The sequence below is a fragment of the Rhizobium sp. P1_E6 genome (assembly GCF_056405875.1).
Genome location: NZ_JBFUBG010000020.1, coordinates 20531 through 46881, shown reverse-complemented (window position 1 = coordinate 46881; position 26351 = coordinate 20531). Strand labels below are relative to the sequence as shown.

24 protein-coding genes are annotated in these 26351 nt (G+C 60.7%); 9 read left to right on the top strand and 15 right to left on the bottom strand.

The features are described from left to right. Nucleotides 1-196 precede the first annotated feature (196 nt). From AC1D35_RS12895 to AC1D35_RS12860, 8 genes are read left to right on the top strand one after another with little or no spacing between them, the layout of a single operon-like run. A complete protein-coding gene (locus AC1D35_RS12895) occupies nt 197-1324 on the top strand; it encodes a BMP family ABC transporter substrate-binding protein (protein ID WP_477938663.1) in 1128 nt (375 codons plus the stop codon). A gap of 20 nt (nt 1325-1344) precedes the next feature. Continuing rightward, nucleotides 1345-2475 carry an ABC transporter permease gene (locus AC1D35_RS12890; protein ID WP_113295894.1) on the top strand — a complete coding sequence of 377 codons (1131 nt, stop codon included), beginning with the start codon at nt 1345-1347 and terminating at the stop codon, nt 2473-2475. Continuing rightward, on the top strand, nt 2475-3401 hold the full coding sequence (locus AC1D35_RS12885; RefSeq protein WP_113309967.1) for an ABC transporter permease: 927 nt from the start codon (nt 2475-2477) through the stop codon (nt 3399-3401). Before AC1D35_RS12890 ends, AC1D35_RS12885 begins: the two co-directional genes overlap by 1 nt. Nucleotides 3402-3420: 19 nt before the next feature. After that, nucleotides 3421-4437 carry a formamidase gene (locus tag AC1D35_RS12880; RefSeq protein ID WP_477938662.1) on the top strand — a complete coding sequence of 339 codons (1017 nt, stop codon included), beginning with the start codon at nt 3421-3423 and terminating at the stop codon, nt 4435-4437. Between the two features lie 11 nt (nt 4438-4448). Continuing rightward, on the top strand, nt 4449-5150 hold the full coding sequence (biuH, locus tag AC1D35_RS12875) for a biuret amidohydrolase (RefSeq protein WP_113295897.1): 702 nt from the start codon (nt 4449-4451) through the stop codon (nt 5148-5150). Beyond that, on the top strand, nt 5147-6697 hold the full coding sequence (locus AC1D35_RS12870) for an ABC transporter ATP-binding protein (protein WP_477938661.1): 1551 nt from the start codon (nt 5147-5149) through the stop codon (nt 6695-6697). The genes biuH and AC1D35_RS12870 overlap by 4 nt, the downstream gene beginning before the upstream one ends. After that, nucleotides 6697-7365: a cysteine hydrolase family protein gene (locus AC1D35_RS12865; protein ID WP_113295899.1), complete on the top strand. Its 669-nt coding sequence runs from the start codon at nt 6697-6699 to the stop codon at nt 7363-7365. Before AC1D35_RS12870 ends, AC1D35_RS12865 begins: the two co-directional genes overlap by 1 nt. After that, entirely contained in the window at nt 7358-7711 is a 354-nt protein-coding gene (locus AC1D35_RS12860) for a cupin domain-containing protein (RefSeq protein WP_113295900.1), read from the top strand. Before AC1D35_RS12865 ends, AC1D35_RS12860 begins: the two co-directional genes overlap by 8 nt. Nucleotides 7712-8646: 935 nt before the next feature. On the opposite strand, the gene AC1D35_RS12855 is transcribed toward AC1D35_RS12860, so the two are convergent. The 3 genes from AC1D35_RS12855 to AC1D35_RS12845 form a co-directional block, all read right to left on the bottom strand. Further along, nucleotides 8647-9072, bottom strand: coding sequence for a hypothetical protein (locus tag AC1D35_RS12855; protein WP_477938660.1), 426 nt, complete (start codon nt 9070-9072; stop codon nt 8647-8649). Next, nucleotides 9026-9349 carry a CobW C-terminal domain-containing protein gene (locus AC1D35_RS12850; protein ID WP_477938675.1) on the bottom strand — a complete coding sequence of 108 codons (324 nt, stop codon included), beginning with the start codon at nt 9347-9349 and terminating at the stop codon, nt 9026-9028. The genes AC1D35_RS12855 and AC1D35_RS12850 overlap by 47 nt, the downstream gene beginning before the upstream one ends. Before the next feature lie 216 nt (nt 9350-9565). Beyond that, nucleotides 9566-11350, bottom strand: coding sequence for an APC family permease (locus tag AC1D35_RS12845; RefSeq protein ID WP_477938659.1), 1785 nt, complete (start codon nt 11348-11350; stop codon nt 9566-9568). A gap of 246 nt (nt 11351-11596) precedes the next feature. Here AC1D35_RS12845 and AC1D35_RS12840 point away from each other — a divergent pair, with 246 nt between their 5' ends. Further along, a complete protein-coding gene (locus AC1D35_RS12840) occupies nt 11597-13966 on the top strand; it encodes a DUF1989 domain-containing protein (protein WP_477938658.1) in 2370 nt (789 codons plus the stop codon). Between the two features lie 6 nt (nt 13967-13972). Here the strand turns inward: AC1D35_RS12840 and AC1D35_RS12835 are convergent, their stop codons facing one another. From AC1D35_RS12835 to AC1D35_RS12780, 12 genes are all read right to left on the bottom strand, one after another. Beyond that, nucleotides 13973-14572: a PAS domain-containing protein gene (locus AC1D35_RS12835; RefSeq protein WP_477834999.1), complete on the bottom strand. Its 600-nt coding sequence runs from the start codon at nt 14570-14572 to the stop codon at nt 13973-13975. Between the two features lie 118 nt (nt 14573-14690). Then, a complete protein-coding gene (locus AC1D35_RS12830) occupies nt 14691-16028 on the bottom strand; it encodes an NAD(P)-binding domain-containing protein (RefSeq protein ID WP_477938657.1) in 1338 nt (445 codons plus the stop codon). Nucleotides 16029-16111: 83 nt separating this feature from the next. After that, a complete protein-coding gene (locus tag AC1D35_RS12825; RefSeq protein ID WP_477938656.1) occupies nt 16112-17152 on the bottom strand; it encodes a heme-dependent oxidative N-demethylase family protein in 1041 nt (346 codons plus the stop codon). 33 nt (nt 17153-17185) lie between these two features. Next, on the bottom strand, nt 17186-18151 hold the full coding sequence (locus AC1D35_RS12820; protein WP_477854526.1) for a PDR/VanB family oxidoreductase: 966 nt from the start codon (nt 18149-18151) through the stop codon (nt 17186-17188). Continuing rightward, on the bottom strand, nt 18148-18753 hold the full coding sequence (locus AC1D35_RS12815; RefSeq protein WP_477854525.1) for a dimethylamine monooxygenase subunit DmmA family protein: 606 nt from the start codon (nt 18751-18753) through the stop codon (nt 18148-18150). Before AC1D35_RS12815 ends, AC1D35_RS12820 begins: the two co-directional genes overlap by 4 nt. A gap of 11 nt (nt 18754-18764) precedes the next feature. Continuing rightward, a complete protein-coding gene (locus AC1D35_RS12810; protein ID WP_477938655.1) occupies nt 18765-19898 on the bottom strand; it encodes an aminomethyl transferase family protein in 1134 nt (377 codons plus the stop codon). A 114-nt stretch (nt 19899-20012) separates the two neighbouring features. Beyond that, nucleotides 20013-20912, bottom strand: a complete 900-nt coding sequence (folD, locus tag AC1D35_RS12805) for a bifunctional methylenetetrahydrofolate dehydrogenase/methenyltetrahydrofolate cyclohydrolase FolD (RefSeq protein ID WP_477938654.1) — start codon at nt 20910-20912, stop codon at nt 20013-20015. A 3-nt stretch (nt 20913-20915) separates the two neighbouring features. Then, nucleotides 20916-21800 carry a formyltetrahydrofolate deformylase gene (gene purU / locus AC1D35_RS12800; protein WP_477938653.1) on the bottom strand — a complete coding sequence of 295 codons (885 nt, stop codon included), beginning with the start codon at nt 21798-21800 and terminating at the stop codon, nt 20916-20918. 102 nt (nt 21801-21902) lie between these two features. Then, nucleotides 21903-23210, bottom strand: coding sequence for a type III glutamate--ammonia ligase (gene glnT / locus AC1D35_RS12795; RefSeq protein ID WP_477938652.1), 1308 nt, complete (start codon nt 23208-23210; stop codon nt 21903-21905). A gap of 80 nt (nt 23211-23290) precedes the next feature. After that, a complete protein-coding gene (locus AC1D35_RS12790) occupies nt 23291-24619 on the bottom strand; it encodes an FMN-binding glutamate synthase family protein (protein ID WP_477854910.1) in 1329 nt (442 codons plus the stop codon). A 17-nt stretch (nt 24620-24636) separates the two neighbouring features. Beyond that, nucleotides 24637-25323: a GltB/FmdC/FwdC-like GXGXG domain-containing protein gene (locus tag AC1D35_RS12785; RefSeq protein ID WP_113309950.1), complete on the bottom strand. Its 687-nt coding sequence runs from the start codon at nt 25321-25323 to the stop codon at nt 24637-24639. Nucleotides 25324-25378: 55 nt separating this feature from the next. Beyond that, entirely contained in the window at nt 25379-26275 is an 897-nt protein-coding gene (locus tag AC1D35_RS12780; RefSeq protein WP_113309949.1) for a class II glutamine amidotransferase, read from the bottom strand. Nucleotides 26276-26351: the final 76 nt, after the last annotated feature.

Sequence of the window (26351 nt, the reverse complement as noted above, 5' to 3'; positions counted from 1 at the left end):
ACGATGGATGATTTTTTATGCGATGCATAATTTTCGATCTTATTCGGCGATCAAATTGCATGCACTTTCAATTTCATCCACCGGACGCCGAAAAATTTCCTCGTAAAATCATAGTATTAGAATCTGGCACATCCGTTGCATACACTTTTGAGTAACCAATCGAAACGGCAAAGACCGCCGTAAGGGGAGCATTCCGATGACCAGACTCCTTTCCATGAAACGACGCCATTTCCTTCAGGCTTCTGCTGCCGCCGCTTTCGTCGGCGCAGCACCTGGTTTCCTCTCCTCGCGCGCACTTGCCCAGACGGCTCTCACGGTCGGGTTCATCTATGTCGGCCCCAAGGATGACAATGGCTACAACCAGGCGCATGCCGAGGGTGCTGCCGCCGTCAAGGCGCTGGCCGGCGTCACCGTCGTTGAAGAAGAGAACGTTCCCGAGACGGTAGACGTTCAGAAGACGATGGAATCGATGATCAATCTCGACGGCGCCACCCTGCTGTTCCCAACCTCCTTCGGCTATTTCGACCCGCATATGCTGGCCATGGCCGCCAAATATCCTGATATCCAGTTCCGCCATTGCGGCGGACTGTGGCAGGAGGGCAAGAACCCGGCCAATACCGGCTCCTATTTCGGCTATATTTTCCAGGGGCAGTATCTGAACGGCATCGCGGCCGGTCATGCGACGAAGAGCAAGAAGATCGGTTTTGTTGCCGCCAAGCCGATCCCGCAGGTTCTTCAGAACATCAACGCCTTCCTGCTCGGCGCCCGCTCCGTTGATCCGACGATCACCTGCCAGGTGATCTTCACCGGCGAATGGTCGCTCGCTGTCAAGGAAGCCGAAGCCACCAATGTGTTGATCGACCAAGGCGCCGACGTCATCACCTGCCATGTCGACAGCCCGAAGGTGGTCGTGGAAACGGCCGCCGGCCGAGGCGCCTTCGTCTGCGGCTATCACGCCAATCAGAGCCCGCTTGCGCCCGAGAAATACCTCACGGGCGCCGAATGGGCCTGGGGCAATGTCTATAGTGACTTCGTCAAGAAGGCACAGGCGGGCGAGAAGCTCGGCAACTTCGTGCGCGGCGGCCTGAAGGACGGCTTCGTGAAGATGAGCGCGCTCGGTCCTGGCGTTTCCGAGGCGGGTCGCAAGGCATTCGAAGCGACCCAGGTGGAGATGATGAAGGGGAGCTTCTCGGTGTTTAAGGGGCCACTGARGGACAATAAGGGCGAGACCGTCGTCGCGGCCGACAAGGGCTACGCCGAAGATGCGATCGAGCTCGAAAGCATGAACTACCTGGTCGAGGGCGTCGTCGGGTCAACAGCGTAAACCGTCAGGGGAGAAGCGCCATGACCGTTCAGGCCAATGATCCCGCACTATCAGTCGCTTCCGAAAAGCCGGCGTCGCTGCGCCCCGTCCTCGAATGGATCGCGCGACACGCCGAACCTGCTATGATCGGCCTTGCAGCCATCCTGATCGGTCTTGCGCTCTTTTCCCTGTTCATACTGGCGATCGGCAAATCGCCGGCGATGCTCTTCCAGCTCATGTATACCGGCGGCTTCGGCAGCTGGTTTTCGGTGCAGAACACCTTAAGTCGTGCCGCACCCCTTCTCCTGACGGCACTTTGCGTCGCCCTGCCGGCCCGCCTCGGCCTCGTCATCATCGGCGGGGAAGGAGCGGTCGTGCTGGGCGGCGTTGCCGCTGCAGCCATGGCCATGCCGCTGGCCGGCTCGGCACCTGTCCTCCTGACCCTCATCGTGATGGGCATCGCCGCCATGGTGGTCGGCGGCATCTGGATCGGCCTTGCCGGTTTCCTGCGCCATTATCGCGGCGTCAACGAGACGATCTCCTCGCTGCTGCTGTCCTATATCGCCATCGCCCTGATGAACCAGTTCGTCGAGGGGCCACTGCGCGATCCCGCCAGCCTCAACAAGCCATCGACCAAGCCGTTGCCGCCGGAATATATGCTCGGCAACATCCCCGGCATGGACGTGCATTGGGGCCTCGTCATCGGCATCATCGCCTGCATCCTCTCCTGGATTTTGATAGAAGTGACGAGTTTCGGCTTTGCCGCCCGCATCGCCGGCGGCAATGTGCGCGCTGCTCAGATCCAGGGCCTGCCGGTCGGCAGGCTGATTACCGGCTTCACCGCAATCGCTGGCAGTTTCGCGGGACTTGCCGGGATGATCGAGGTCGTAGCCGTCCAGGGCAGTGCCAATGCATCGCTTGCCGCCGGTTACGGCTATACCGGCATCCTCGTCGCCTTCCTCGCCCGTCACAATCCGCTGGCGATCATCCCCGTTGCGATCCTGCTCGGCGGCATTGATGCCTCCGGCGGTCTTATTCAGCGCCGCATGGGCCTGCCCGACGCCACCGTGCTGGTACTGCAGGGCACGCTCTTCATCGTCATCCTGTTCTGCGAGACCTTCTACGGCCGCTTCAAGATGTTCAATCCCGACCTCTGGAAAAGGAGCCTCTGATGGAAGAGACAGGCATCGGCCTATGGGGCGTGCCCCTTGCCATCCTTGCAGGCGCCATCCGCGTGTCCACGCCCTTCATTTTCGTCAGCCTCGGCGAAACTGTCACCGAGCGTTCCGGCCGCATCAATCTTGGACTTGAAGGTACGCTGGTCTTCGGCGCCATGACGGCTTACGCCGTCGCCGTGATGACCAATTCGCCCTGGCTCGGAGTGCTCTCGGCCATGGCGACGGGCGCGGCGTTCGGCCTCGTGCATGGCTGGATCTGCAAATGGCCGAAGGTCAACGATATCGCCATCGGCATTGCCATGATGCAGTTCGGTCTTGGGCTTGCCTTCTTCCTCGGCAAGTCCTTCATCCAGCCTGCCGCCCCGCATCTGCCGGCGATACCACTCGGCTTCTGGTCGACCATGCCGCAGATCCAGGCGGCGTTGAACATCAACGTGCTCTTCCTGCTTGGCGCAGCTCTCGCCTTCATCCTTTGGTGGGCCTTCAAGAATACCCGGATCGGCCTGATCCTGCGCGTCGTTGGCGATAGCACCGATGCCGCACGCGCCATGGGCATCAATCCTGATCGTGTACGTCTGCTCGCAACCGCCGTCGGCGGTTCACTGGCAGCCATCGGCGGCGCCTACCTCTCGCTCTATTATCCGGGATCCTGGAACGAGGGCATTTCATCGGGTCAGGGTCTGATGGCCGTGGCGCTCGTCATCTTCGCCCGCTGGAACCCGATCGGTTGCTTCCTCGCCGCCCTTCTTTTCGGTGGCGCTGGTGCGCTTGGCCCGGCGCTGCAATCGGTCGGCGTCACCCAAGGCTACTATCTCTTCTACGCCGCTCCTTACGTGCTGACCCTGGTCATCATGATCGCCACCTCCTCGCCGACACGTTCGCTCGCCGGTGCACCCGGGGCGCTTTCCCTGACGAAATAAGCATGAAAGGAACCAAGCCATGAACGGCCTCGGCGGACTGAACAAATCGGAACACGGCGTCGGCATCGGTCTCGTGCAGTTGCAGCTCCCCCTCACCGTGACGAGGGAAGATCTTGCCCGCCAGACACAGCTGATCGTCGATCTCGTCGGCAAGGCGCGCCGCAACCAGCCGGGCATGGATCTGGTCGTCTTCCCTGAATATGCGCTGCACGGCCTGTCGATGGATATCAACCCCGAGATCATGTGCACGCTCGACGGACCGGAAGTCGCAGCCTTCAAGAAGGCCTGCAGGGAGAATGCGATCTGGGGATGCTTCTCCATCATGGAGCTGAACCCGGATGGTATGCCTTACAATTCCGGTATCATCATCGACGATAAGGGTGACCTGAAACTCTATTACCGCAAGATGCACCCATGGGTGCCGGTCGAGCCTTGGGAGCCCGGCAATTTCGGCATTCCCGTCATCGACGGGCCAAAGGGCGCAAAGCTCGCGCTCATCATCTGCCATGACGGCATGTTCCCGGAAATGGCCCGCGAATGCGCTTACAGGGGTGCGGAAATCATGATTCGCACTGCCGGTTATACGGCACCCATCCGCGACAGCTGGCGCTTTACCAACCAGTCGAACGCCTTCTGCAATCTCATGGTCACGGCGAACGTCTGCATGTGCGGCTCCGACGGCACCTTCGACAGTATGGGCGAAGGCATGATCTGCAATTTCGATGGCTCGATCATCGCTCACGGGATATCGGGACGCGTCAACGAGATCATCACCGCCGAAGTGCGCCCCGACCTCGTGCGCGAAGCCCGCCTCGGCTGGGGCGTTGAAAACAACATCTACCAGTTCGGCCATCGCGGCTATGTCGCCGTTGCCGGCGGCGCAGGCGACGCGCCCTACACCTACATGCACGACCTCATCGCCGGCAAATACCGCCTCCCCTGGGAGGACCAAGTCAAGGTCACGGATGGCACGTCCTGCGGCTTCGGCAAGCCAGCGCGCGCCTACGGCGAAACATTCAAACTCGCGGGTGAATAGGAGAAGAGACGATGGACGCCACGGTCAGGACCAAAGGACATTATATCGACGCCGATCCCTATGCCTGGCCCTATAACGGCGCCCTGCGGCCTGATAATACGGCACTCATCATCATCGACATGCAGACGGATTTCTGCGGTAAGGGCGGTTATGTCGATCACATGGGCTATGACCTCTCGCTGGTCCAAGCGCCCATCGATCCCATCAAGAAGACGCTGGCCGCGATGCGGGCGAAGGGCTACCATATCATCCACACACGAGAGGGCCATCGCCCCGATCTTGCCGACCTGCCGGCCAACAAGCGCTGGCGCTCGCAGCGCATCGGTGCAGGCATCGGCGACCCCGGTCCGTGCGGGCGCATCCTCACACGCGGCGAACCCGGCTGGGACATCATTCCGGAACTCTATCCGATCGAGGGCGAGACGATCATCGACAAGCCGGGCAAAGGCTCCTTCTGTGCTACCGATCTGGAACTGATCCTCAACCAGAAGCGCATCGAGAACATCATCCTGACCGGCATCACCACAGATGTCTGCGTTTCCACCACCATGCGCGAGGCGAACGACCGCGGCTACGAATGCCTGCTTCTGGAAGACTGCTGCGGCGCGACCGATTACGGCAATCATCTGGCCGCAATCAAGATGGTCAAAATGCAGGGCGGGGTCTTCGGCTCCGTCTCCAATTCGCAAACGCTCGTGAGCCAGCTGCCATGAGCACAGTCCGCGACACCCCCCTTCCGCAATCCGGCAAGGCAGTCGGCATCGACACTATCGACATGACGATGCGCTTCGGCAGTTTCACCGCGCTCGACCACGTGTCGATCAAGGTGCCCCCAGGCAGCTTCCACGCGCTGCTCGGCGAAAATGGCGCTGGCAAATCGACGCTCGTCAAATGCATCATGGGCTTCTACCACGCAACATCGGGTTCACTTTCCGTCGATGGCCGCGAAGTAGCGATCGCTTCGCCGAAGGATGCGGCAACTTATGGCCTCGGTATGGTCTACCAGCACTTCACACTGGTCCCGTCACTGACGGGTGCCGAAAACCTCGTCATCAGTCGCGCCGAAGTGCCCGCCATCATCAATTGGGCGAAGGAGCGCAAGGATCTTGCCGCCTTCATGGAGCGTATGCCTTTCAAGATCCCGCTCGAGCGCCCGGTGAGCGAGCTTGCCGCCGGCGAGAAGCAGAAGCTCGAAATCGTCAAGCAGCTCTATCTCGGCCGATCCTTCCTGGTGCTCGACGAGCCGACCTCGGTGCTGACACCCGCCGAGGCCGACGAGATGCTCGGCCTCGTGCGCGCCATGACGAAGCGCGGCGAGCTGACCGTGCTGATGATCTCCCACAAGTTCCACGAGGTCACGAAATTTGCCGACGCCGTTTCGGTCCTGCGGCGCGGCAAGCTCGTCGGCACTGGCGAGGTAGGTGAGCTTTCCACCGCCGACATGGCGGCGATGATGATTGGCGACGWCAAGCTGGCCGAACTGGACACCCGCATTCCCGTTACTGAAAGTGCCAGATACGTGCTGACGGTCGAGCAGATCAAGGCGCCAGACCGATCGGGACTCAAGACCATCGAGATCGACAATCTCACGGTCCGCTCTGGCGAGATCGTCGGCATTGCCGGCATATCCGGCAATGGCCAGAAGGAACTGACGGAAATCCTTGCCGGCCAAAGGCCGACAGATACCGGCCGTGTCAGCGTCAACGGCGAGACCTACGGAGCGACCCGGCCCGAGACCCGCAAGAACAATGTCCGCTTCATCCCCGAGGAACCGTTGCAGAACGCCTGTGCCCCGCGCATGACGGTCAGCGAAAACCTCGCCTTCCGCACCTTCGACCTGAAAGCCGACGGCAAGGACGCGATCTGGCTGAACAAGGGCAAGATGAAGAAGCGCGCCACGGACCTGATTTCGGATTTCAAAGTGAAGACGGCCTCCTCTTCCTCGCCGATCGCGGCCCTTTCGGGCGGCAATGTGCAGCGCGCCGTGCTTGCTCGCGAGCTGACCGGCGAGGTGGATCTGCTCATCGTCTCGAACCCCTGTTTCGGCCTCGATTTTTCGGCTGTCGCCGAAATCCGGGCCCGCATCATGAAAGCCCGCAATTCGGGCACCGCTGTCTTGCTGCTTTCCGAGGACCTTGATGAACTGCTCGAAATGTCCGACCGCATCATGGTGATATCCGACGGCAAGCTGGTTTACGAGACGCCGGCCCTATCCGCCGATATCGGCGTCATCGGCGCCCACATGGCGGGACATCACTGATGGCGGAGATCAAGGCAGAACCCTTCCCCTTTCCGGTGAAACACGACAGGCTTGCCCTCATCGTCATCGACATGCAGCGCGATTTTGCCGAGCCCGGCGGCTTCGGCGCAAGTCTCGGCAACGATGTCAGCCGCATCACCAGGATCGTGCCCGATGTCAAACGTCTCATCCAGGGCTTCCGCGATGCCGGCCTGCCGGTCATCCATACGATGGAATGCCACAAACCCGACCTATCGGACCTGCCGCCGGCAAAACGCAACCGCGGCAACCCAGCGCTCCGCATCGGTGACGAGGGTCCCATGGGCCGCATCCTGATAACCGGCGAGCCTGGAACCGAAATCCTGCCGGAGCTCGCCCCTCTCAAGAGCGAAATCGTCATCGAAAAGCCCGGTAAGGGTGCCTTCTACGCCACTGAGCTCTGCGACGTCCTGCAGCAGAAGGGTATCAAACAGTTAGTGTTCGCAGGCGTGACAACCGAAGTCTGCGTGCAGACGACGATGCGAGAGGCAAACGACCGCGGCTACGAATGTCTGCTCGCCGAAGAAGCGACGGAAAGCTATTTCCCCGAATTCAAGGCGGCCGCCATCGCCATGATCCGCGCCCAGGGTGCGATCGTCGGCTGGACGGCCCATGTCGACGACATCCTGGAGAGCATCGCTTATGCCTGAAACGACCCGCGAACTGGTCACAGCCGGTGGCTGGAAGGAGCTGGAATTCGGTCCGTTCCGCGAGGAGGTGACGATCCACTGGATACGCCCCTTCGAAGGCGATCAGCCCGGCGTGGCACTGTTGAAATACGGGGCTGGCGCCTCGGTTCCCCGTCATCGGCACGAGGGTCTGGAGACAATTCTCGTTCTGGATGGGGTCCAATCCGACGAAGCGGGCGATTACGGCCGCGGCTGCTACATCGTCAATGCGCCGGGCACTGAGCATTCGGTCTGGAGCGATACCGGCTGTGTCGTGCTCATCCAGTGGGACCGGCCTGTCAAAATACTGGAAGACGAGACAACATGAATTCGACGATTCCGACTTTGGGGATCGCATCGCTGCATGATTTCATGTCGCAGCCGCGGCAGTGTCTCCGACGATCGTCGAAGCGGTCTGTACCGGTCGAACACGTGACTTGTTAGCCACCGCTAGCCATTCGTCACTGCGGATCGAGGTGTACTATTCCTTACCTGCTCGGCCGCACGAGCGATCACCCGATCTCGACTATATCGTCACGCGAGGTGTGCTCTTGCTAGCTTTGCGAAAGCTGATCGGCCGACCGTCAAGTCGGACTCAGGCCCAGAGCCAAAAGATGCGGCGGCATGTTGCCGGTAGGACGGCAATCTAGCTGGGCATGTTTGCGAAGAAGATTCTGCGGCATTGCAATAGTAGATAGCGCACTGCAATATAACTGTCATAAATCTGTGCAGTTGGGGTGCCGTGCGATGAGGATTTGCATCTATAAGTCGGAGAGAGCGCCCGAGTTCACCCTCTTGTTACGAGAGGGCTTGCCTGTTCCGCTCGATACCAAGATAGACAAATGGACCAAAATCAAGGTCGTCACCGAGAGGGAAATGAGAGCAGACCTTTTGATTCAAATTGGCGGTGCGGGCTATGCTTTAGTTCGGCTTGGCACGATTAGACAACATTAGGCGATAGCACCGCACCGCCTCCGCGTTATCACAACACCACCCTCACATCGCGAGGTCACGTCTGTTGGAAACACCCGCCTCTGACGCTCGCGAGCAGACCGGCGGCCACATTGCCTGCCTCGGACGGTAAGCTGCCTTACCGAATTGGTGGCCCTGAATGGATTTGAACAGTGGTGCTGTTATCACGGTTCCCACTGCCGGCTCACGATCATCAATTTCACTTCCATCCGCATGTCACCATCCGGCCTCTGCGCTCAGGTCAGTGGCATCGCCACTGGTCGCATCGGTGTGTCCGTCGCGCCACGTAACTTAATGCATGCACCGAAGAAGGCAAATTCGTAGATCGCCCTGCCCGATCCGGGCATTCGGCCCGATGCGGCCCGTCTTGGTCAGATCAGTGATCTCGTTCCAGAGAGTAATCCGCTCGATGTCGATCGGCTGTACGGCGCGCCAGTGCCAGACGATGTCGAGGTTGTGGAAGCACTGGTCGTAGATGTCGCAGGCCATCGGCTCCAGCGCCGCCTTGTGCTGGGCGGTCATGAAGTCCTGGTTGTCGAATTTAATATCCATGCCGAGATCGCGCTCGACACCGAGCCGAAGTTCTTCCAGCAGCGAGATCGCCGTGCCCAGGATGCGCAGCTTGATCCGGCCCCCTGTATTGGGAAACTCTTCGGCGTCGGCATTTTTCTCATGGCTGCATCTCCTCGACCCGCTCCGGCGCGCGTTGTGCCGCACCGAGCCCGTTGAAGGCGTTGAACGATCGCTCGATCGCCGCCGGTGCAATGCCATCGACGATGAAGACGATGCGCGAACGCCGGTCCCAGCCCGGCCAGGATTGCATGTGGACCGGTATATGGACCAGATGCTGCACCCGCGACATCCTCGCCCACCAGCCAGTGAAGGATGGGGATCTCGCGTGATCGATCGACCGGCAGCGGACCTGCGACGCGATTGCGCGAAATGGAAGGGCTTTCGCCTCGAAGCGGACTTCATCGACGACAGGGAAGGGCACTGTCAAATTTCTCTCGAACGCTGCCTGCGCCGCAGTCCGAATTCGCCCAGGAATTGATCAGGGACCCGTATAGCTTCGATCTTCTCGCTCTCGTGTCAACATGTGCTGCATCCCGTCGACGAAGAGAGTACCGCTTGCTGGTATCGAACGTCGTAGATTTCTCTGGTGCGAGGCCACGCATCAGAGAAATCCTTCAGAATACCGGCCGGACAGTCCCTAGACGGGCAATTGGAAGATCCAGTTCGCGATCAGGACGATGGCGAGCCCAGCGGCAAGAGCGAGGTATGGCAACATGCCGGCCTTCTTGACGCCGAGATCCTGGCCCACGAGCCCGAGGTCGTCCATGGCACCGGGCGGGAATTTGCCTCCATCGCGCACATAGTGGCGATAGGCGAAAACCGGCAGGATAAGCGCGGCGAAGATGAAGCCGACCCAGAGCGCGTTGGCATAGCCCCAGACCTTGGCGCCGGCGCCGAGGAAGAGCGCGTTGACGAAGGCAAGCACGGTATTGAGGCCGATCAGCCAGGTGGGGGCCTTCCAGGGGCGCTCGACATGACCGGAATCCATGCGATGGATCCAGCCGGAATTAAGGTTCAGGAAGTTGAAGATGATGTAACCGACATTGGAGACGGCGAGCACGAAGAAATAGCCGCCAGCATCGGACGCGATCGCCAGCAGGAAAAGGTTGAAGGCAAAGTCCGTCCACATCGCCCGGGTCGGGGCGCCGTGTTCGTTGACATGGTCGAGATATTTCGGCAGCCAGCCATCCTTCGAGCCCTGGTAGAGCGTGCGCGAGGAGCCCGCCATCGCCGTCATGATGGCGAGGAAAAGCGCCATGATCATCAGCACGACGAGAAGCTGGGTGACGACACGGCCGGCGCCGATCAGTCCACCGAGCGCCTCGGCGACACCCGTCCCGTCAATGATCCCCGGCGCAAGCATGCCCGCATGACCGAGCACGCCCTGGAAGGCGAAAGGTACGAGGAAGAAGAACAGGCAGCAGGCAAGGCCCGAATAGAAGATCGCCTTGAAGGTATCCGTTTTCGGGTTCTTCAGTTCGCGTGTATAGCAGACCGCAGTCTCAAAACCGTAGGTCGACCAGGCGGCGATATAGAGACCGCCGAGGAAGAGCGTCCAGCCGCCATTGCTCCAGGTACCGTCGGTGCCGGCATAGGCCGCCGTCGGCGGAACCAGCCCGGTGACGTTGGCACTGACGATCTGGCCACTGATGATCGGATAGAGACCGATGATGAGCAGCGGCACAAGCACGATGATCGCCAGCCATTTCTGGACGCTCGCCGTCTCGGAGATGCCGCGATGCTGGATCGCAAAGATGATCAGCATCAGGATGCCGCCGATGAAGAAGGTGGCGTTGATATTGGCGGTGGCGAGGAAGGGAATGCTGAAGCTGACGAGTGACCAGCTGCGGACTGCCGGCGTCAGCGCGGCGATACCGTCAGCGCTCAGCAACGCCTTGACCGCATCCTCAGGCGAAGTGCCGGCATGGGCAGCAATATATTCGGCAACGCGGGGGCTATCGGCCGTAATTGAAGCGGCATGCGCGCTGATCCAGGCGAGGACCGCCTGCGAATCCGCTGCCGGGATCGGGAAGAAGGCATTGAGGATATATCCGGCCGCAATGGCGCAGCCGAGCGAAAGCACCGGCGACCATGCAAACCAATTGCACCAGACGGACAGCGGCGCGATGAATTTCGAATAGCGCAGCCAGGCCGTGGCGCCATAGACCGATGCGCCGCCCGACTTGTTGCCGAACATGCCGGCGATTTCGGCATAGGTGAAGGATTGCAGGAAGCCCATGATCATCGAGATGATCCAGACCACAAAGGCGAGCTTGCCGGTCGTGCCTGCAATACCGCCGATGGAGAAGAGAACAAGTGGTGGCACGCCGGCTGCCACCCAGAACGCGCCCTTCCAGTCAAGCGCGCGTATAAGTTTACCTTCGGTGCCGGCGGCAACGCCGGCGTCCACGATATCCGTCATCGATGAAATTCCCCATTCTATTTGTTCGGGACGTAACTTTGCGTACGTCTCCCTGAACGTGCCTCCCGTGGCATGCATGGGCTGCCCGGCATTTTCTCGATCCGCGCTCCCGAGCGGATTTCCGAGTCTCGACCCTTTATGCATAGTGAAGATATTTTCTTTTTAGTCAACATCCCTTTACTTTCGGGCGGCATTTTGTCAGCATGATTTCCGTGCCGGAGGGCACATCAATCTCATGAGGACCACATGCGAGATCTCCATCCCGGGATATCAGGGGTGCGACCCGTGTCGGCAAGCATCATTCGCTATCCCGGTATCCCCGCGCTCCCCGAAGGTGTCGAGCGTTACCGCTGCAAGGGCGGTGGATCCCTTGTTGTTCGCGTCGAGGCAGGCGACCACGTCACCCTGATCGACAGCGAAGGTGGACAGGCCTGCGAGCTTTCCTTCCTCGACGAAAATGGCCAGTTTCAATCGGCCGGCCTCGGCGCAGCCTTCACCGGTTCGGCCGAAGGACTAAAGGCCATTCTCTCTTCAGGTCATGAGGGCGCCGCCCGGACCCGCACGGCGCTTGAGCGACGCTGTGCCGATCTCGCCACGGCAGGTGCGATCCGCATTTTCAGCGAAGCCTCCACTCCTGGCAGCAAGGCGGAGTTTGCGGTCACGATAAAGGGTCTGCTGATTGCCGCCGCACCGGCAGCAGCGATGTCGCCTGACGCGCAGGATACGGCAACGCCGATCGAGATCCGCATCAGGCGCAGCACGCTGATCCGCGACTATGCCGCGGCCCTCCCCGAGCCGATGGCCGATCCGATCGAGGACATCCGCATCAGGGCGGCGACAGCATCGGCCTATTTCGTCCGTGCCGGAGAGTTCATCCAGATCATCGATGTCTACGGCCGGCAATGCACCGATTTCCAGGCCTTTTCCGCCCGCAAAGTCGACAAGGGCCTTGATCTTGCGCTCGATTCCACTGTCACCCGCACCCTGCTTGGCCGCAGCTATCCCGCCCCCGGCCTGCCGTCCAAGGCTTTCGACCGCGATTTCGAGCCACTGGTGGAGATCGTCCAGGATACGGTCGGCCGCCATGATGCCTTCGCGACCGCCTGCAATTCGCGCTACTATGACGACATGGGCTATCCCGGCCATGTCAATTGCACCGACAATTTCAATGCGGTGCTGGCGCCCTACGGCATACCCGGCCGGAAGGGCTGGGAGGCGCTCAATTATTTCTACAATACGAATATCGACCACAACAACCAGCTTTATCTCGACGAGCCATGGTCGCGGCCGGGCGATTATGTGCTGATGCGGGCGCTGACCGATCTCGTCTGCGTCTCCTCCTCCTGCCCCGACGATATCGACGCCGCCAACGGCTGGGATCCGACCGATATCCACGTGCGCACCTTCTCCGGAAAAGAAAAATTCTCAAGAGCGGTAGCCTATCGCATGACCCCTGACGCCGACGCAGAACTGACGCGGGAAACCGCCTTCCACCCCCGCCTCTCGGCACTGACGCGGGATTACTCCGAATATCGCGGCTACTGGCTGCCAAACCGGTTTTCCTCCGCAGGTCCCGTCGAGGAATATTGGGCCTGCCGTGAGAAGGCCGCCGTCATCGACCTGTCGCCGTTGCGCAAATTCGAAGTCACGGGCCCGGATGCCGAGGAACTGCTGCAATACTGCCTGACGCGCGACGTGCGCAAGCTGTCGACCGGACAGGTCGTCTATTCCGCCATGTGCTACGAGCACGGCGGCATGATCGACGACGGCACACTCTTCCGCCTCGGCGACAAGAATTTCCGCTGGATCGGCGGCGACGACTACAGCGGCATATGGCTGCGCGAACAGGCCGAGAAGAAGGGCTTCAAGGCCTGGGTCCGCTCCTCGACAGACCAGATGCACAATATCGCCCTGCAGGGACCGAAGAGCCGCGACATCCTCAAGGAGATCATCTGGACGGCACCACGCCAGCCTGATATCGGCGAGCTCGAATGGTTCCGCTTCACGGTCGGCCGGATCAGCGGCTTTGAAGGCGCCCCTGTGGTCGTCTCGCGTACCGGCTATACCGGCGAACTCGGCTACGAGATCTTCTGTCATCCGAAGGATGCGCTGACCGTCTTCGATGCCGTCTGGAAGGCCGGCGAGCCTTACGGGCTGAAGCCGATGGGACTGGAAGCGCTCGACATGGTCCGCATCGAGGCAGGTCTCATCTTCGCCCATCACGAATTCGACGATCAGACCGATCCCTTCGAGGCCGGCATCGGCTTCACCGTGCCGCTCAAGTCCAAGCAGGACGATTTCATCGGCCGCGAGGCGCTGATAGCCCGCAAGGAGCATCCGCGCCACCTGATGGTCGGTCTCGACATACAGGCGAACGATGCGGTCGGCCATGGCGATTGCGTTCATGTTGGCCGCGCCCAAATCGGCGTTATCACCAGCGCCACGCGCTCTCCGATCCTCGGCAAGACGATCGCACTTGCCCGTATCAACGTCACCCATGCCGCCATCGGCACCGAGGTTGAGATCGGCAAGCTCGATGGCCAGCAGAAACGCCTGCCGGCGACCGTGGTGCCGCTGTCGCACTACGACCCGCAGAAGACCCGGCCGCGTTCGTAAAAACCTTTATTCCGCCCTGCGCTGGGCACTGGTAATTGCCCTTGCGGCCTCTTCGGAGGAATTGGCGAGCTGACGCATCTCAGCGGCGAGCACGGCGAAGCCGGATCCCGCCGTCCCTGCCCTTGCCGCCTCAATACCGGCATTGACGGCGAGCAGCTTCAGATAGCGCAGCGAGTGCAGGATCTCGTTGGTCTTTGAGGCAGTGATGCGCATACCCGCAGTCTGCTCGTCAATGCGCTGGTAGAGCGACTCGATGTTGATAATGCTGCCCTCGAGATAGAGCAGCTCGCTGTTTTCGTCCCAGACGCCTCCGCCCGTCTCCGTCACCCAGACATGATGTCCCTCGCGGTGGCGGATACGATATTCCATCGTCCAGTCGGTGCGGCTTTCCAGCGCGCTGCCGACGACCTCATCCATTAGCGGCACGTCCTCCTCGCACATGATCGAGGTGAAGGTGCGTGTGCTGTTGCCGATGATCTCTTCGGCCGGATAGCCGAAGATGCGTTCGATGCCATCGGTCATCTCCAGCATCGTGTAGTTTTCATCCGCACGGCAGCGATAAAGAAAACCGCTCATGCGGCCGAGAACACTGCTCTGAAAATCCATGAAGACCACGCCTTGAGAAAATGAGTTGCAGATCGGGTTTGCTTCGTCTCATTTCAAACACGCCGGACAGGGCCGTGACGGACGACCCTTTCTCGGTTACGCGGGAGCCTGGGAAAGATCAGTTGCGCAGATATTCCTCCATGGAATCGTCGAGCGCCTCGACCCAGCGTGTGTGATGCGTCGGCGACATGTTGCCGGTCATCAGCGACCGGTAGGCATGGTCACGGAAGCCCATGATGTTGTGGGCCTTGTGGTGTTCCCACTCCATGAAGGTTTTGTTCGTCCCCTCGATGTCGAAAGAGGGATAATCGGTCTCGGCGAGCAGTTCCTTCACATAGTCGCCCTGATACCAGATCATCTGCTCGGCATCTTCAAGCGTCTCCTCGCGGGCGCGCCATGCGTCGAAATTGGCCTTAAGCTCCTCTTCCGGCGGCAGGGTGATGCGGCCCATCATGACATCGCGGGCCCACCAGGCCTGCACGTCGAACATGTTGAAGGTATAGAACTGATCCTGCATGCCGATATAGAATAGCTGCGGGTTCCTGTCGAAGACCACGCCTTTGTAGAGATGGTCGGCCCAGAGGCGGTTGGCGGTTTTCAATCGGAGATCGTCGGGCAGGAAGGGGAAATGGTGCTGATATCCGGTGCAGAGGATCACCGCATCGACCTCCTTGGTCGAGCCGTCGAGGAAATGCGCCGTGCGGTTTTCGAGCCTGGTCAGCAGCGGCCGCTCCTCGAAATTCTCCGGCCATTTGAAGCCCATCGGCTTCGAGCGGTAACTCGTCGTCACCGATTTCGCGCCGTATTTCCAGCATTGCGAGCCGATGTCCTCGGCCGAATAGCTGCGACCGACGATGAGGATATCTTTGCCTTTGAATTCCAGCGCATCGCGGAAGTCGTGGGCGTGCAGTACACGGCCGTTGAAAGTCTTCACGCCCTCGAAATAAGGCACGTTCGGTGTCGAGAAGTGGCCGCTCGCCACCACGACATAGTCGAATTCCTCGTCGTACATGCGATCTTCGAGGCGGTTGTGCGCAGTGACCGCGAATTTCTTCGTGTCCTCATCGAAACGCACCATGCGCACCGGCGTATTGAAGCGCACCCAATGGCGGACATTCGCCTTCTCGACGCGGCCCTTGATATAGTCCCAGAGCACGGCGCGCGGCGGATAGGAAGCGATCGGCTTGCCGAAATGCGCCTCAAAGGAATAATCGGCGAATTCCAGGCATTCCTTCGGCCCGTTCGACCAGAGGTAGCGATACATGCTGCCATGGACCGGCTCGCCATATTCGTCGAGGCCGGTGCGCCAGGTATAGTTCCAGAGCCCGCCCCAGTCGGACTGCTTTTCGAAGCAGACGATCTCCGGGATCTCCGCACCCTTTTGCGCGGCCGACTGGAAGGCCCGCAACTGGGCGAGCCCGGAAGGACCGGCGCCGATGACGGCAACTCTTGTCATGAAGCATTCCCCTCTTGATTATATGTCATTGCCTATTTTGCGCGTCTGAGAAGACGCACGGCGTTGGTGCGCATCGCTGCGCCTCAGTCCGGATAGATGCCGGGGCTGGTTGGCGCCCCATCGTCGTATTTGGAAAGCCAGTCGATCGTCGTCTCGCGGAAGCGGGTGAGGCCCTTGTAGTCGATGAGCTCCGGCGGCAACGTCTTCAGCACGCGCGGGAAGCGCCGCGCCCATTTCGGCACGGTAACGAGCTCTTCCATATTCATCAGGTAGCAGCGGATGACGAAGAGGATGGCGTTCGAGCGCGGCAGGCGCCACAGGCTCTGCAACTCGACGCGCAGATGCACCTTCTCGCCGACATTGTCAGGCGTCACCGTCATGCGGTCGGGACCCCATTTGTGATAATTCTCCGGGCTGGTGTCGAGCCGCGGATTGATCGTCATCGTCCAGTTGAAGCGCCGCGTCGGCTTGCCCTGTTGCAGATTCAGGAGAAATTTCAAAGCCCGGTCGAAGACGCCGATCTGGTGAGCGAGCGGCACCGGCCCATGCCATTCCATGAAGTTCATGCCGATATCGAAATCGAGCGACCAGTCGGCTTGCGTCGTCACCATGCCGGCATCCATCCAGAGATTACCGTCGCGCTGGTCGACGATGCAGAAATCGCCCTGGGCCTGGCGGGTGATATATTCGAAGGGCTCATAGGGCAGCGTCGAAGCATCGCCGAAGGTGAAGCTGTCGTCGATGCCGAGCGGGCGGTTGATCCAGCGCCACTGGTCGCCGTTGCGGATTAGCGTGAAGTGATCGGGATAACCTGCCGCCTGCTCTTCCATCAAAAGTTCGAGCGTATCCCACTGCGCGCTCATCATATGCGGCAGCGCCTGGTAGCGCAGCGGATCTTCCTTCAACACCAGCGCCCGGTCGTGCATCTCGGCGACGTAATGCTCGTCGACGTCGATCAGGCTTTCGTAGACGGTTCCCGCCCGGCCGTGCACATGCGGTTCCATATTGACCGAATACATGTATTCGTCGCGGTCGAAGGGAAACGGAAAACGCCGGATGTTTTCCGGGCTGTTCCGATAGCTGAAATCGTTCCGGAAGGTTTCCTGCTTGAAGACGATTGCCATGTCCGGTCTCCTTGTTCCGCTTTCCCAATGCCGTCAGAGATCAAGATGCAGCGTGTTTCCCTCGAAACGGGAAACGCAGATCATCACCTTGCGGCCGGATGCTTTTTCTTCGCTCGTCAGATAGATGTCATTGTGCAGCAGCTTGCCGTCGCAGGTGACGACTGCGGTTTCGCATTGACCGCAGGCCCCGCCGCGACAGAGGAAGGGCGCATCGACCCCCGCCGCCTCGATCGCCTCCAGCATGCTTTCGTGATGGCCGACCTTCACGGTCTTGCCGGACCGCAGCAACTCGATCGCGAAGGGTTTGCCGGGCAGCGATGACAGGAACCGTTCCGAATGCAGGTTCTGCTCCGGCCAGCCGGCGTTGAGCCCGGTTTTCAGCACACCGTCGATCATGCCCGAGGGTCCGCAGACATAGAGATGCGTGCCGAGCGGTTGGCTGTCGAGCAGACGCGTCAGGGGGATGGCGCCGCCTTCGGCATCGCAATGGATCTTGATGCGATGTCCGCCGTAGCGCTCCTGGAGTTCCCGCCAGTAGGCGCCGCGGTCGCGCGTGCGTATGGCATAATGCAGTTCGAAATTGGCGCCTTCGCGGGAAAACTGCTCCATCATCGCGATGAAGGGCGTAATGCCGATGCCGCCGGCGATCAGAAGGTGCTTGCGCCCGCGCCAGTCCGGCTGGAACAGGTTGACGGGATAGCTGACCTTCAGCTCATCACCTTCGCTGACCTTCTCATGCATGAAGGTGGAGCCGCCGCGTGAATCCTCGACATGCAGCACGCTGATCTCGTAGGCCGCGCAATCATGCGGCGGTGACATCAGCGAATAGGCGTTGCGGCGCATATGGCCGCCATCGTTCATCGAGACGATGATATGGGCGCCGCCGGAAAAATAGGGCATCGGCTTGCCATCCAGGCGCTCAAAGCGGAAACGTTTGACGCGTTCGGCGATCGGTGTGATCCGCTCCACGCGGACGGGAATTTCTGTACCACCGCTCAAAGGAACAACTCCTCCGGATCGGGCGCGCTGCCAGGCTCTTCCGCATCGATATTGACGCCCTGGAAGGCGGCGAGCCGGCGCGAATAATGGTCGCGCACCAGAAGCGTCAGCCCGCAATGGCTGCAGGCAAACGGGCTGCTGGTGACGTCGTCGGTGATGCCCTTGCAATGGACGCATTGCACGCGCCGGGCCAGCGAGCCGCGATGCTCAGTAATGACAGAGGCATGGTCCATGCCGCAGTCGAGCGCCACGAGCATCGCCTGGCCGATGAAGCCTTCCGTGCCCGCGATATAGAGCCGCGTGCCCATATGGGCGGTGGCGAGCGAACCCTTTAATCGGAAGAGCAGCGTTGCGATTGTCGGCGCGGTGAAGAACATGTCGGAGCCGAGATGGCGGAGTGCCTCGTCCAGGCCGGACGCTTTAGAGCCGCGGGCGACATAGAGGACCTCGCTGCGGGAAAGGGCCGCGTCGTCAAGTGCTGCCCGTTGATCGAGGAGAGCCTTGGCACCCTCCCCTTCGAGCGCGAAAATGTGCCGCCGGGCGTTCGGCTGGATGGTCAAGCCCTTGTAGACTGGTCGGCTCTTGATGCCTGCAACGAGCATTCGCAAGCTCCTTAACCTACGGCAATCCTCTTCTTCTTTTCCGGATCGTCGAAGGGCAGTGTATGGGCGGTCGCGCTGGTCTTCAGGGTCTTGCCGCGCACCTCAAGCTTCGTGCCGTGCACAGCCTTGTCGACGTCGAGGCGGGCGATTGCCATCGACTTCTTCGTCAACGCAGAATAGCTCGGGCAGGTGATGACGCCAACTTTCTTTCCGTCGGCATAGACTTCATCACCGAGATCGGCCGGGCCGTCGGCATCGATCAGCATGCCGAAGATCTTGAAGCGTTCCTTGCCCTTCAGCCGTGCATGTTCCTCCRCGCCACGGAAGCCGGTCTTGCCGGGGCTGACCGTGAAATCGAGGCCGAGCTCCCACAGGCTGTCGCCGGGCGGCTGGTCGGCAAAGGGATACATCTGCGAATTGTCGTAGGGGTAGAACAGCAGGTAGCTTTCGACACGCAGCATGTCGAGCACGGAGAAGCAGCAGGGAATAATGCCCATCTCCTTGCCTTCCTCGACGATCCGGTCCCAGACCATGACGGCGTCCTGGCCGCGCACGAAAATCTCGTAGCCGCGCTCGCCGGTATAGCCGGTGCGCGAGATCATGACAGGAGCGCCGAACAGCGTCGTCTGCATGTGATGGAAATATTTGAGGTCGCGGATGCCGGGCACATATTTGGCGAGGTAATCGACCGCGATCGGGCCCTGCAGCGACAGGTCGTGCAGGTCGTCGTCGAAGAGCACGGCGCAGTTTCGGCCCGCTGCCTGCTTGATGAGTTCCTCATGGCCGGAGCCGGAGCCGTGTACCAGCATCCAGGAATTCGGGCCGGTGCGGTAGGCGATGCAATCGTCGGTGAAGTGGCCGCGGTCGTTCAGCATGGTCGCGTAGACCGAGCGGCCGGGATAGATCTTCGTCATATCGCGGGTGGTGATATAGTCGAGCACGGCGATCGCATGCGGGCCGACCAGATGCACCTTCTTCAGGCCCGAGACATCCATGATGCCGGCCTTGGTGCGGACCGCGACATGCTCGTCTGACATGTTCTTGTCGTAGGTCCAGGCGGTTCCCATACCGCTCCAGTCCTCGAGCTTCGATCCCAGAGCGCGATGCCGATCCGCCAAGGCGGAGAAACGCCAAGATAATGCCATTTCCGTTCCCTCTTATTTCCTCTACGGAATATTTATTTCCTGACTATATTCGTCTTTCACGCTGTGGCAAGCCGATCCCGGTGATTTTTGTCGGCTGTCCCAACGGCACTTTCGTTAGAATATCGGCGGCGTCAGCCCTGCCGAGCGATGGGCGGCAATCACCGTATTGGCCATCAGCATGGCGATCGTCATCGGGCCGACGCCACCCGGMACCGGCGTGATGACTGCGGCAACCGGCGCGACCTCCGCAAAGGCGACGTCGCCGACAAGGCGGGTCTTGCCCTCGCCYCGCTCGGGTGCCGCGATGCGATTGATGCCGACRTCGACGACRGTGGCGCCGGGTTTCACCCAGTCGGCCTTGACCATTTCCGGACGGCCGACGGCGGCCACCAGAATATCGGCGTTGCGGCAGATCTCGGCGAGGTTCTTCGTGCGCGAATGRSCGATGGTRACYGTCGCRTTGGCRTTSAGCAGRAGCTGTGCCATCGGCTTGCCGAACAGGTTGGARCGGCCGATGACGACCGCGTTAAGGCCCGAAAGATCCTCACCGTGGGTGCGACGAACGAAAACCATGGCGCCGGCCGGCGTGCAGGAGACGAGGCCCGTCTTCAGGTCGCCGGTCGCGAGCTTGCCGGCATTGACGACGCTCAAGCCGTCGACATCCTTTTCCGGCAGGATCGACTGGATGATCGGCTCGCTGTCGAGATGTTTCGGCAATGGCAGTTGCACGAGAATGCCATGGATCGAGGGATCGGCGTTGAGCGAGGCGACGAGCGTTGCAAGTTCTTCCTGCTTTGTCTCCACCGGCAACGTGTGCTGGATGGATTTGAACCCGCATTCCTTGGCCATKCGGCTYTTCGAGCTGACATAGGTGTGGCTCGCCGGATCGTCGCCGACGATGATGACTGCAAGCCCGGCCTTGATGCCTTTGGCGGCTTCAAGCGCAGCATTTGCCGATTTCACGGCTTCGATGACCGATGCCGCGACTTCTTTGCCGTCGATGACCTTGACCATGGCTCAGCCCATGCGCTCGGAGGCGTAGCTGCCCGGGCTTGCCGGGAAGACGACGGTACGATTGCCGTTGATGAAGGTACGGTGGTGGATATGGGCGTGGATGGCGCGCGCCAGCACCTGGCTTTCGACATCGCGGCCGATCGAAACGTAGTCTTCGGCACTCTGCGCATGGGTGATGCGCGCCGTATCCTGCTCGATGATCGGGCCTTCGTCGAGATCGGCCGTCACATAATGCGCCGTGGCGCCGATCAGCTTCACGCCGCGCTCATAGGCTTGTTTATAGGGATTGGCGCCCTTGAAGCTCGGCAGGAAGGAATGGTGGATGTTGATGATCTGGCCCGACATTTTCTGGCACATCTCGTCTGACAGGATCTGCATGTAGCGAGCGAGCACGATCAGTTCCGTGCCGGTCTGCTCAGCCACTTCCATGATATGGGCTTCCGCCTGCACCTTGTTGGCCTTGGTAACGGGAATATGGTGGAAGGGAATGTCATGGTTGACGACGACCTTCTGGTAATCGAAATGGTTGGAGACGACGCCGACGATATCGATCGGCAGCGCGCCGATCTTCCAGCGGTAGAGCAGGTCGTTGAGACAATGGCCGAAGCGCGACACCATGAGCAGCACCTTCATGCGCTTCTCGCTGTCGTGGAAATCGTAAGTCATGCCGAAGCGCGTGGCGATGCTGGTGAAGCCGGCGCGGATATCGGCCTCGGAGAGGCCTTCTTCGGAAATGAAGGAGACGCGCATGAAGAACTGGCCAGTGTCCAGATCGTCGAATTGCGAGCTGTCGACGATGTTGCAGCCCTGTTCGGCGAGATAACCCGAGATCGCTGCAACGATGCCGCGCGTCGACTTGCAGGATACCGTCAGTACGTAGCTCTTCATGCCATCTCTTCCTTCGTCACTTGAAGCATAGGCCACCAGCCGGGCCGGCGCGTTGATGCTCCGGCCCGCAGGCGCTTGATGTCAAAACCTCAACCGGTCGGCTCAGATATCGAGCGTGCTATCGCGTTCCCACTGGGTGAAATGCGAGCAGAAGGCATTCCATTCCTGGTGCTTGAGCTTGAGATAGGCGGCGGAGAACTCGGTTCCGATCGCAGCCTTCAGACCCTCGTCGGCGTCATAGGCACGCAGCGCATCGAGCAGGTTCAGCGGCAGACGCGGCGCGTCCTTCACCAGATGCCCTTCCGCATACATGTCGATATTGTGATGCGGACCGGGATCTGCCTTGCTGTTCAGCCCGTCAAGACCGGCCGCAATGATGATTGCCTGCAGCAGGTAGGGGTTGACCGCACCATCAGGCAGGCGCAGCTCGAAGCGGCCGGGGCCTGGCACGCGCACCATGTGGGTGCGGTTGTTGCCGGTCCAGGTTACCGTATTCGGCGACCATGTGGCGCCCGAGGTCGTGCGTGGCGCGTTGATGCGCTTATAGGAATYGACGGTCGGGTTGGTGATCGCGGCAAGCGCCGAAGCGTGTTTCATGATGCCGCCGAGGAAGTGCCTGCCTTCCGCCGACAAGCCGAATTCGGCTGTCCTGTCGGCGAAGACGTTGACCTCGCCATCATTGTCCCAGACCGAGATATGGCAATGGCAGCCATTGCCGGTCAGGCCCTTGAAGGGCTTCGGCATGAAGGTGGCGCGAAGCCCGTGCTTTTCGGCGATCGACTTGACCATGAACTTGAAGAAGGAATGCTTGTCGGCCGTCTTCAGCGCATCGTCGAATTCCCAGTTCATCTCGAACTGGCCGTTGGCATCCTCGTGGTCGTTCTGATAGGCGCCCCAGCCGAGCTCCAGCATATAGTCGCAAATCTCGGCGATGACGTCGTAGCGGCGCATGACGGCCTGCTGGTCGTAGCAGGGCTTTTCAGCCGTGTCGCGGCCATCGGAAATCTGTTCGCCGTCCGCGGTGATCAGGAAGAATTCGGCCTCGACGCCGGTCTTGACCCGCTTGCCCGCCGCTTCGGCTTTATTGACGAGCTTCTTCAGCACATTGCGCGGCGCCTGCGCCACGAGAGTGCCCTCCATCATGCAATCGGCCGCTACCCAGGCGACGTCCTTCTTCCAGGGAAGCTGGATGACGGAGGTGGCATCGGGAACGGCAAAGAGATCGGGATGGGCGGGCGTCATGTCGAGCCAGGTAGCGAACCCGGCAAAACCCGCACCCTCTTCCTGCATGCCGGCAATCGCCTGCGCCGGCACCAGCTTGGCGCGCTGGCCGGAGAAAAGGTCAGTATAGCTGATCATGAAATATTTGATGCCTTTGTCTTTCGCAAAAGCAGCAAGGTCCAGTGTCATTCTCGTTCCCCTTTGGATTTCTCAGAGACACTTTGGTTATGGATGCGAAGCGGCCGGACTTTTTGCCCGGCCGGTAGAAATCAGTAGCCTCCCTTGCCCGGTATCCAGCTCGTTCCCGCGAGCGGCACCTGCGCCATTGCGGAAGCCTCGATCGTCAATGCGCAGAGGTCTTCCGGTTCCAGATTGTGGACATGATTCTTGCCGCAGGCGCGCGCGATCGTCTGCGCCTCCAGCGCCATGACCTTGAGGTAATTGGCGAGGCGACGACCGGCGGTGATCGGATCGACGCGCTTCATCAGTTCCGGATCCTGCGTGGTGATGCCGGCCGGGTCCTTGCCTTCATGCCAGTCGTCATAGGCGGCCGCCGTCGTGTGCAGCGCCTCGTATTCGGCCGCCCAGCGCGGATCATTCTCACCGATGGCGATGAGGGCGGCCGTGCCGATGGAGACGGCGTCGGCGCCGAGCGCCAGAGCCTTCGCCACATCGGCGCCATTCCTGATGCCACCAGAAACGATGAGCTGCACCTTGCGGTGCATGCCGAGATCCTGCAGCGCCTGCACGGCCGGGCGGATGCAGGCGAGCGTCGGCATGCCGACATGCTCGATGAAGACTTCCTGCGTTGCCGCAGTACCGCCCTGCATGCCGTCGAGCACGACGACATCAGCACCGGCCTTCACCGCAAGGGCCGTGTCGTAATAGGGGCGCGCACCGCCGACCTTCACATAGATCGGTTTTTCCCAGTTGGTGATCTCGCGCAGTTCAAGGATCTTGATCTCAAGGTCGTCGGGCCCGGTCCAGTCGGGATGACGGCTTGCCGAACGCTGATCGATACCCTTCGGCAGCGTGCGCATTTCGGCGACGCGGTCGGAAATCTTCTGACCGAGCAGCATGCCACCGCCGCCGGGCTTGGCACCCTGGCCAACGACGATCTCGATCGCGTCGCAGCGGCGCAGATCTCGCGGGTTCATGCCATAGCGCGACGGCAGGTACTGGTAGACGAGCGTCTCAGAATGGCCGCGCTCTTCCTCCGTCATGCCACCATCGCCCGTTGTCGTCGAGGTGCCGGCGATCGTGGCACCACGGCCGAGCGCCTCCTTCGCCGGACCGGAGAGCGAACCGAAGCTCATGCCGGCGATCGTGATCGGGATCTTGAGTTCGATCGGCTTTTTGGCGTAACGCGAGCCGAGCACGACATTGGTGCCGCACTTCTCGCGGTAACCTTCGAGCGGATAGCGGGAGATCGAGGCGCCGAGGAACAAGAGATCGTCGAAATGCGGCAGCTTGCGCTTGGCGCCGCCACCGCGGATATCATAGATGCCGGTCGCCGCAGCGCGGCGGATTTCCGACATCGTGTATTCATCGAAGGTTGCCGAAAGGCGAGGCTTTGTGGGCGGGTTCTGATAGCTCATGGAAAACCTCGATAAACTCAATAGGCGTCGGCATTGTCGACGTTGAAATTGTAGAGCTTGCGGGAAGAACCATAGCGGCTGAACTCCTCCGGCAGCGCATCGGTAATGCCCGCCTTTGCGAGCAGAGCGGAGAGAAGCTCGATATGTTCTGCCCGCATTTCCTTCTCGATACAGTCCGCGCCGAGGCTCTCGACCTTGCCACGCACGAAGATGCGGGCCTCGTATAGGGAATCTCCGAGCGCATCGCCGGCGTCGCCGAGCACAACGAGGTTGCCAGCCTGCGCCATGAAGGCGGACATGTGGCCGATATTGCCACGCACGACGATATCGATGCCCTTCATCGAGATGCCGCAGCGCGAAGAGGCATTGCCCTCGATGACGAGCAGGCCGCCGCAGCCGGTGGCGCCCGCATACTGGCTGGCGTCACCCTTGATGGTGATGCGGCCGGACATCATGTTTTCGGCGACACCCGGACCGGCCGAGCCGTGCACGGTGATGACCGCCTCCTCGTTCATGCCACCGCAGTAATAGCCGACGCTGCCGTGGATATCGATGCTGACGGGCGCATGCACGCCGGCGGCGACGGCATGGTGGCCGCGCGGATTGACGACGTCGAACTGCAGGTCGTTATCGCCTGACGCCACGTCATGCAGGGCTTGATTGAGGTCACGAAGCGGGGTCACCGCAAGATCGAATGTGGGCATGAAATCGTCCTGAAATGAAATCGAGCCGATGGGATGAGGGCGGCCGCAGCAGCCCTCAGCGTTCCCAGAAATAGACGGTCGCAGGCTCCGGCTCCCAGACGCGCGCGGCCTCGATGCCGGGCAGGTTGACGAGCGCGCGGTATTCGGAGCCGAAGGCGACGTACCGGTCGGTCTCGGCCATGACGGCGGGCTTGCAGGCGATCGCATCGCGCACGACGCCGAAGCCGGACTTGGTGCCGACGACGAAGGTGAAGAAGCCGTCGAGATCGTCGACGGCGCCTTCCAGAGCCTCGCCGAGATTCTTGCCCTTGGCCATTTCTGCGGTCAGGTAGGCGGCTGCAACCTCGGTGTCGTTCTCAGTCTCGAAGGTCATGCCTTCGCGCTTGAGTTCGCGGCGCAGGTTGTTGTGATTGGAGAGCGAGCCGTTGTGGACGAGGCACTGGTCGGAGCCGGTGGAAAAGGGATGGGCACCGAGCGTGGTGACTGCCGATTCCGTCGCCATGCGGGTATGGCCGATGCCATGTGTTCCAGCCATGGAATTGACGGCGAAACGCGAAACGACGTCCTTCGGCAGGCCGGTTTCCTTGTAGATCTCGATCGCGTCGCCGCTGCTCATAATGCGGATGTCGGGGCGCAGCTCGGCGATAGCGGCGCGGCCCTCTTCGAGCATGTCCTTCGGCAGGGTGACGACGGCATGGGTGCTCTTGATGTCGATTGAGACCTCCGTGCCGAGTTCCTTCTCCAGCTCAGCCTCAAGGCCCGAGAAATCCTTCTTCGGCTTGGCGGACTGGACGGTGATCTTGGCGCTGTCGCCGCTGCTTGCGCCATAGATCGCAATGCCGGCGCTATCAGGTCCGCGGTCCGTCATCGTCACCAGCATGGATGACAGCATCGCGCCGAGCGCCGGCTCCAGGCTTTTATCCTTCAGGAAGAGACCCACAATTCCGCACATGACAGAACCTCCATTTCGCGTCTGCAAAATGACTATCAGGTCTGTTTTGGGTTTTCAACCTGCAGGAATATTTTTT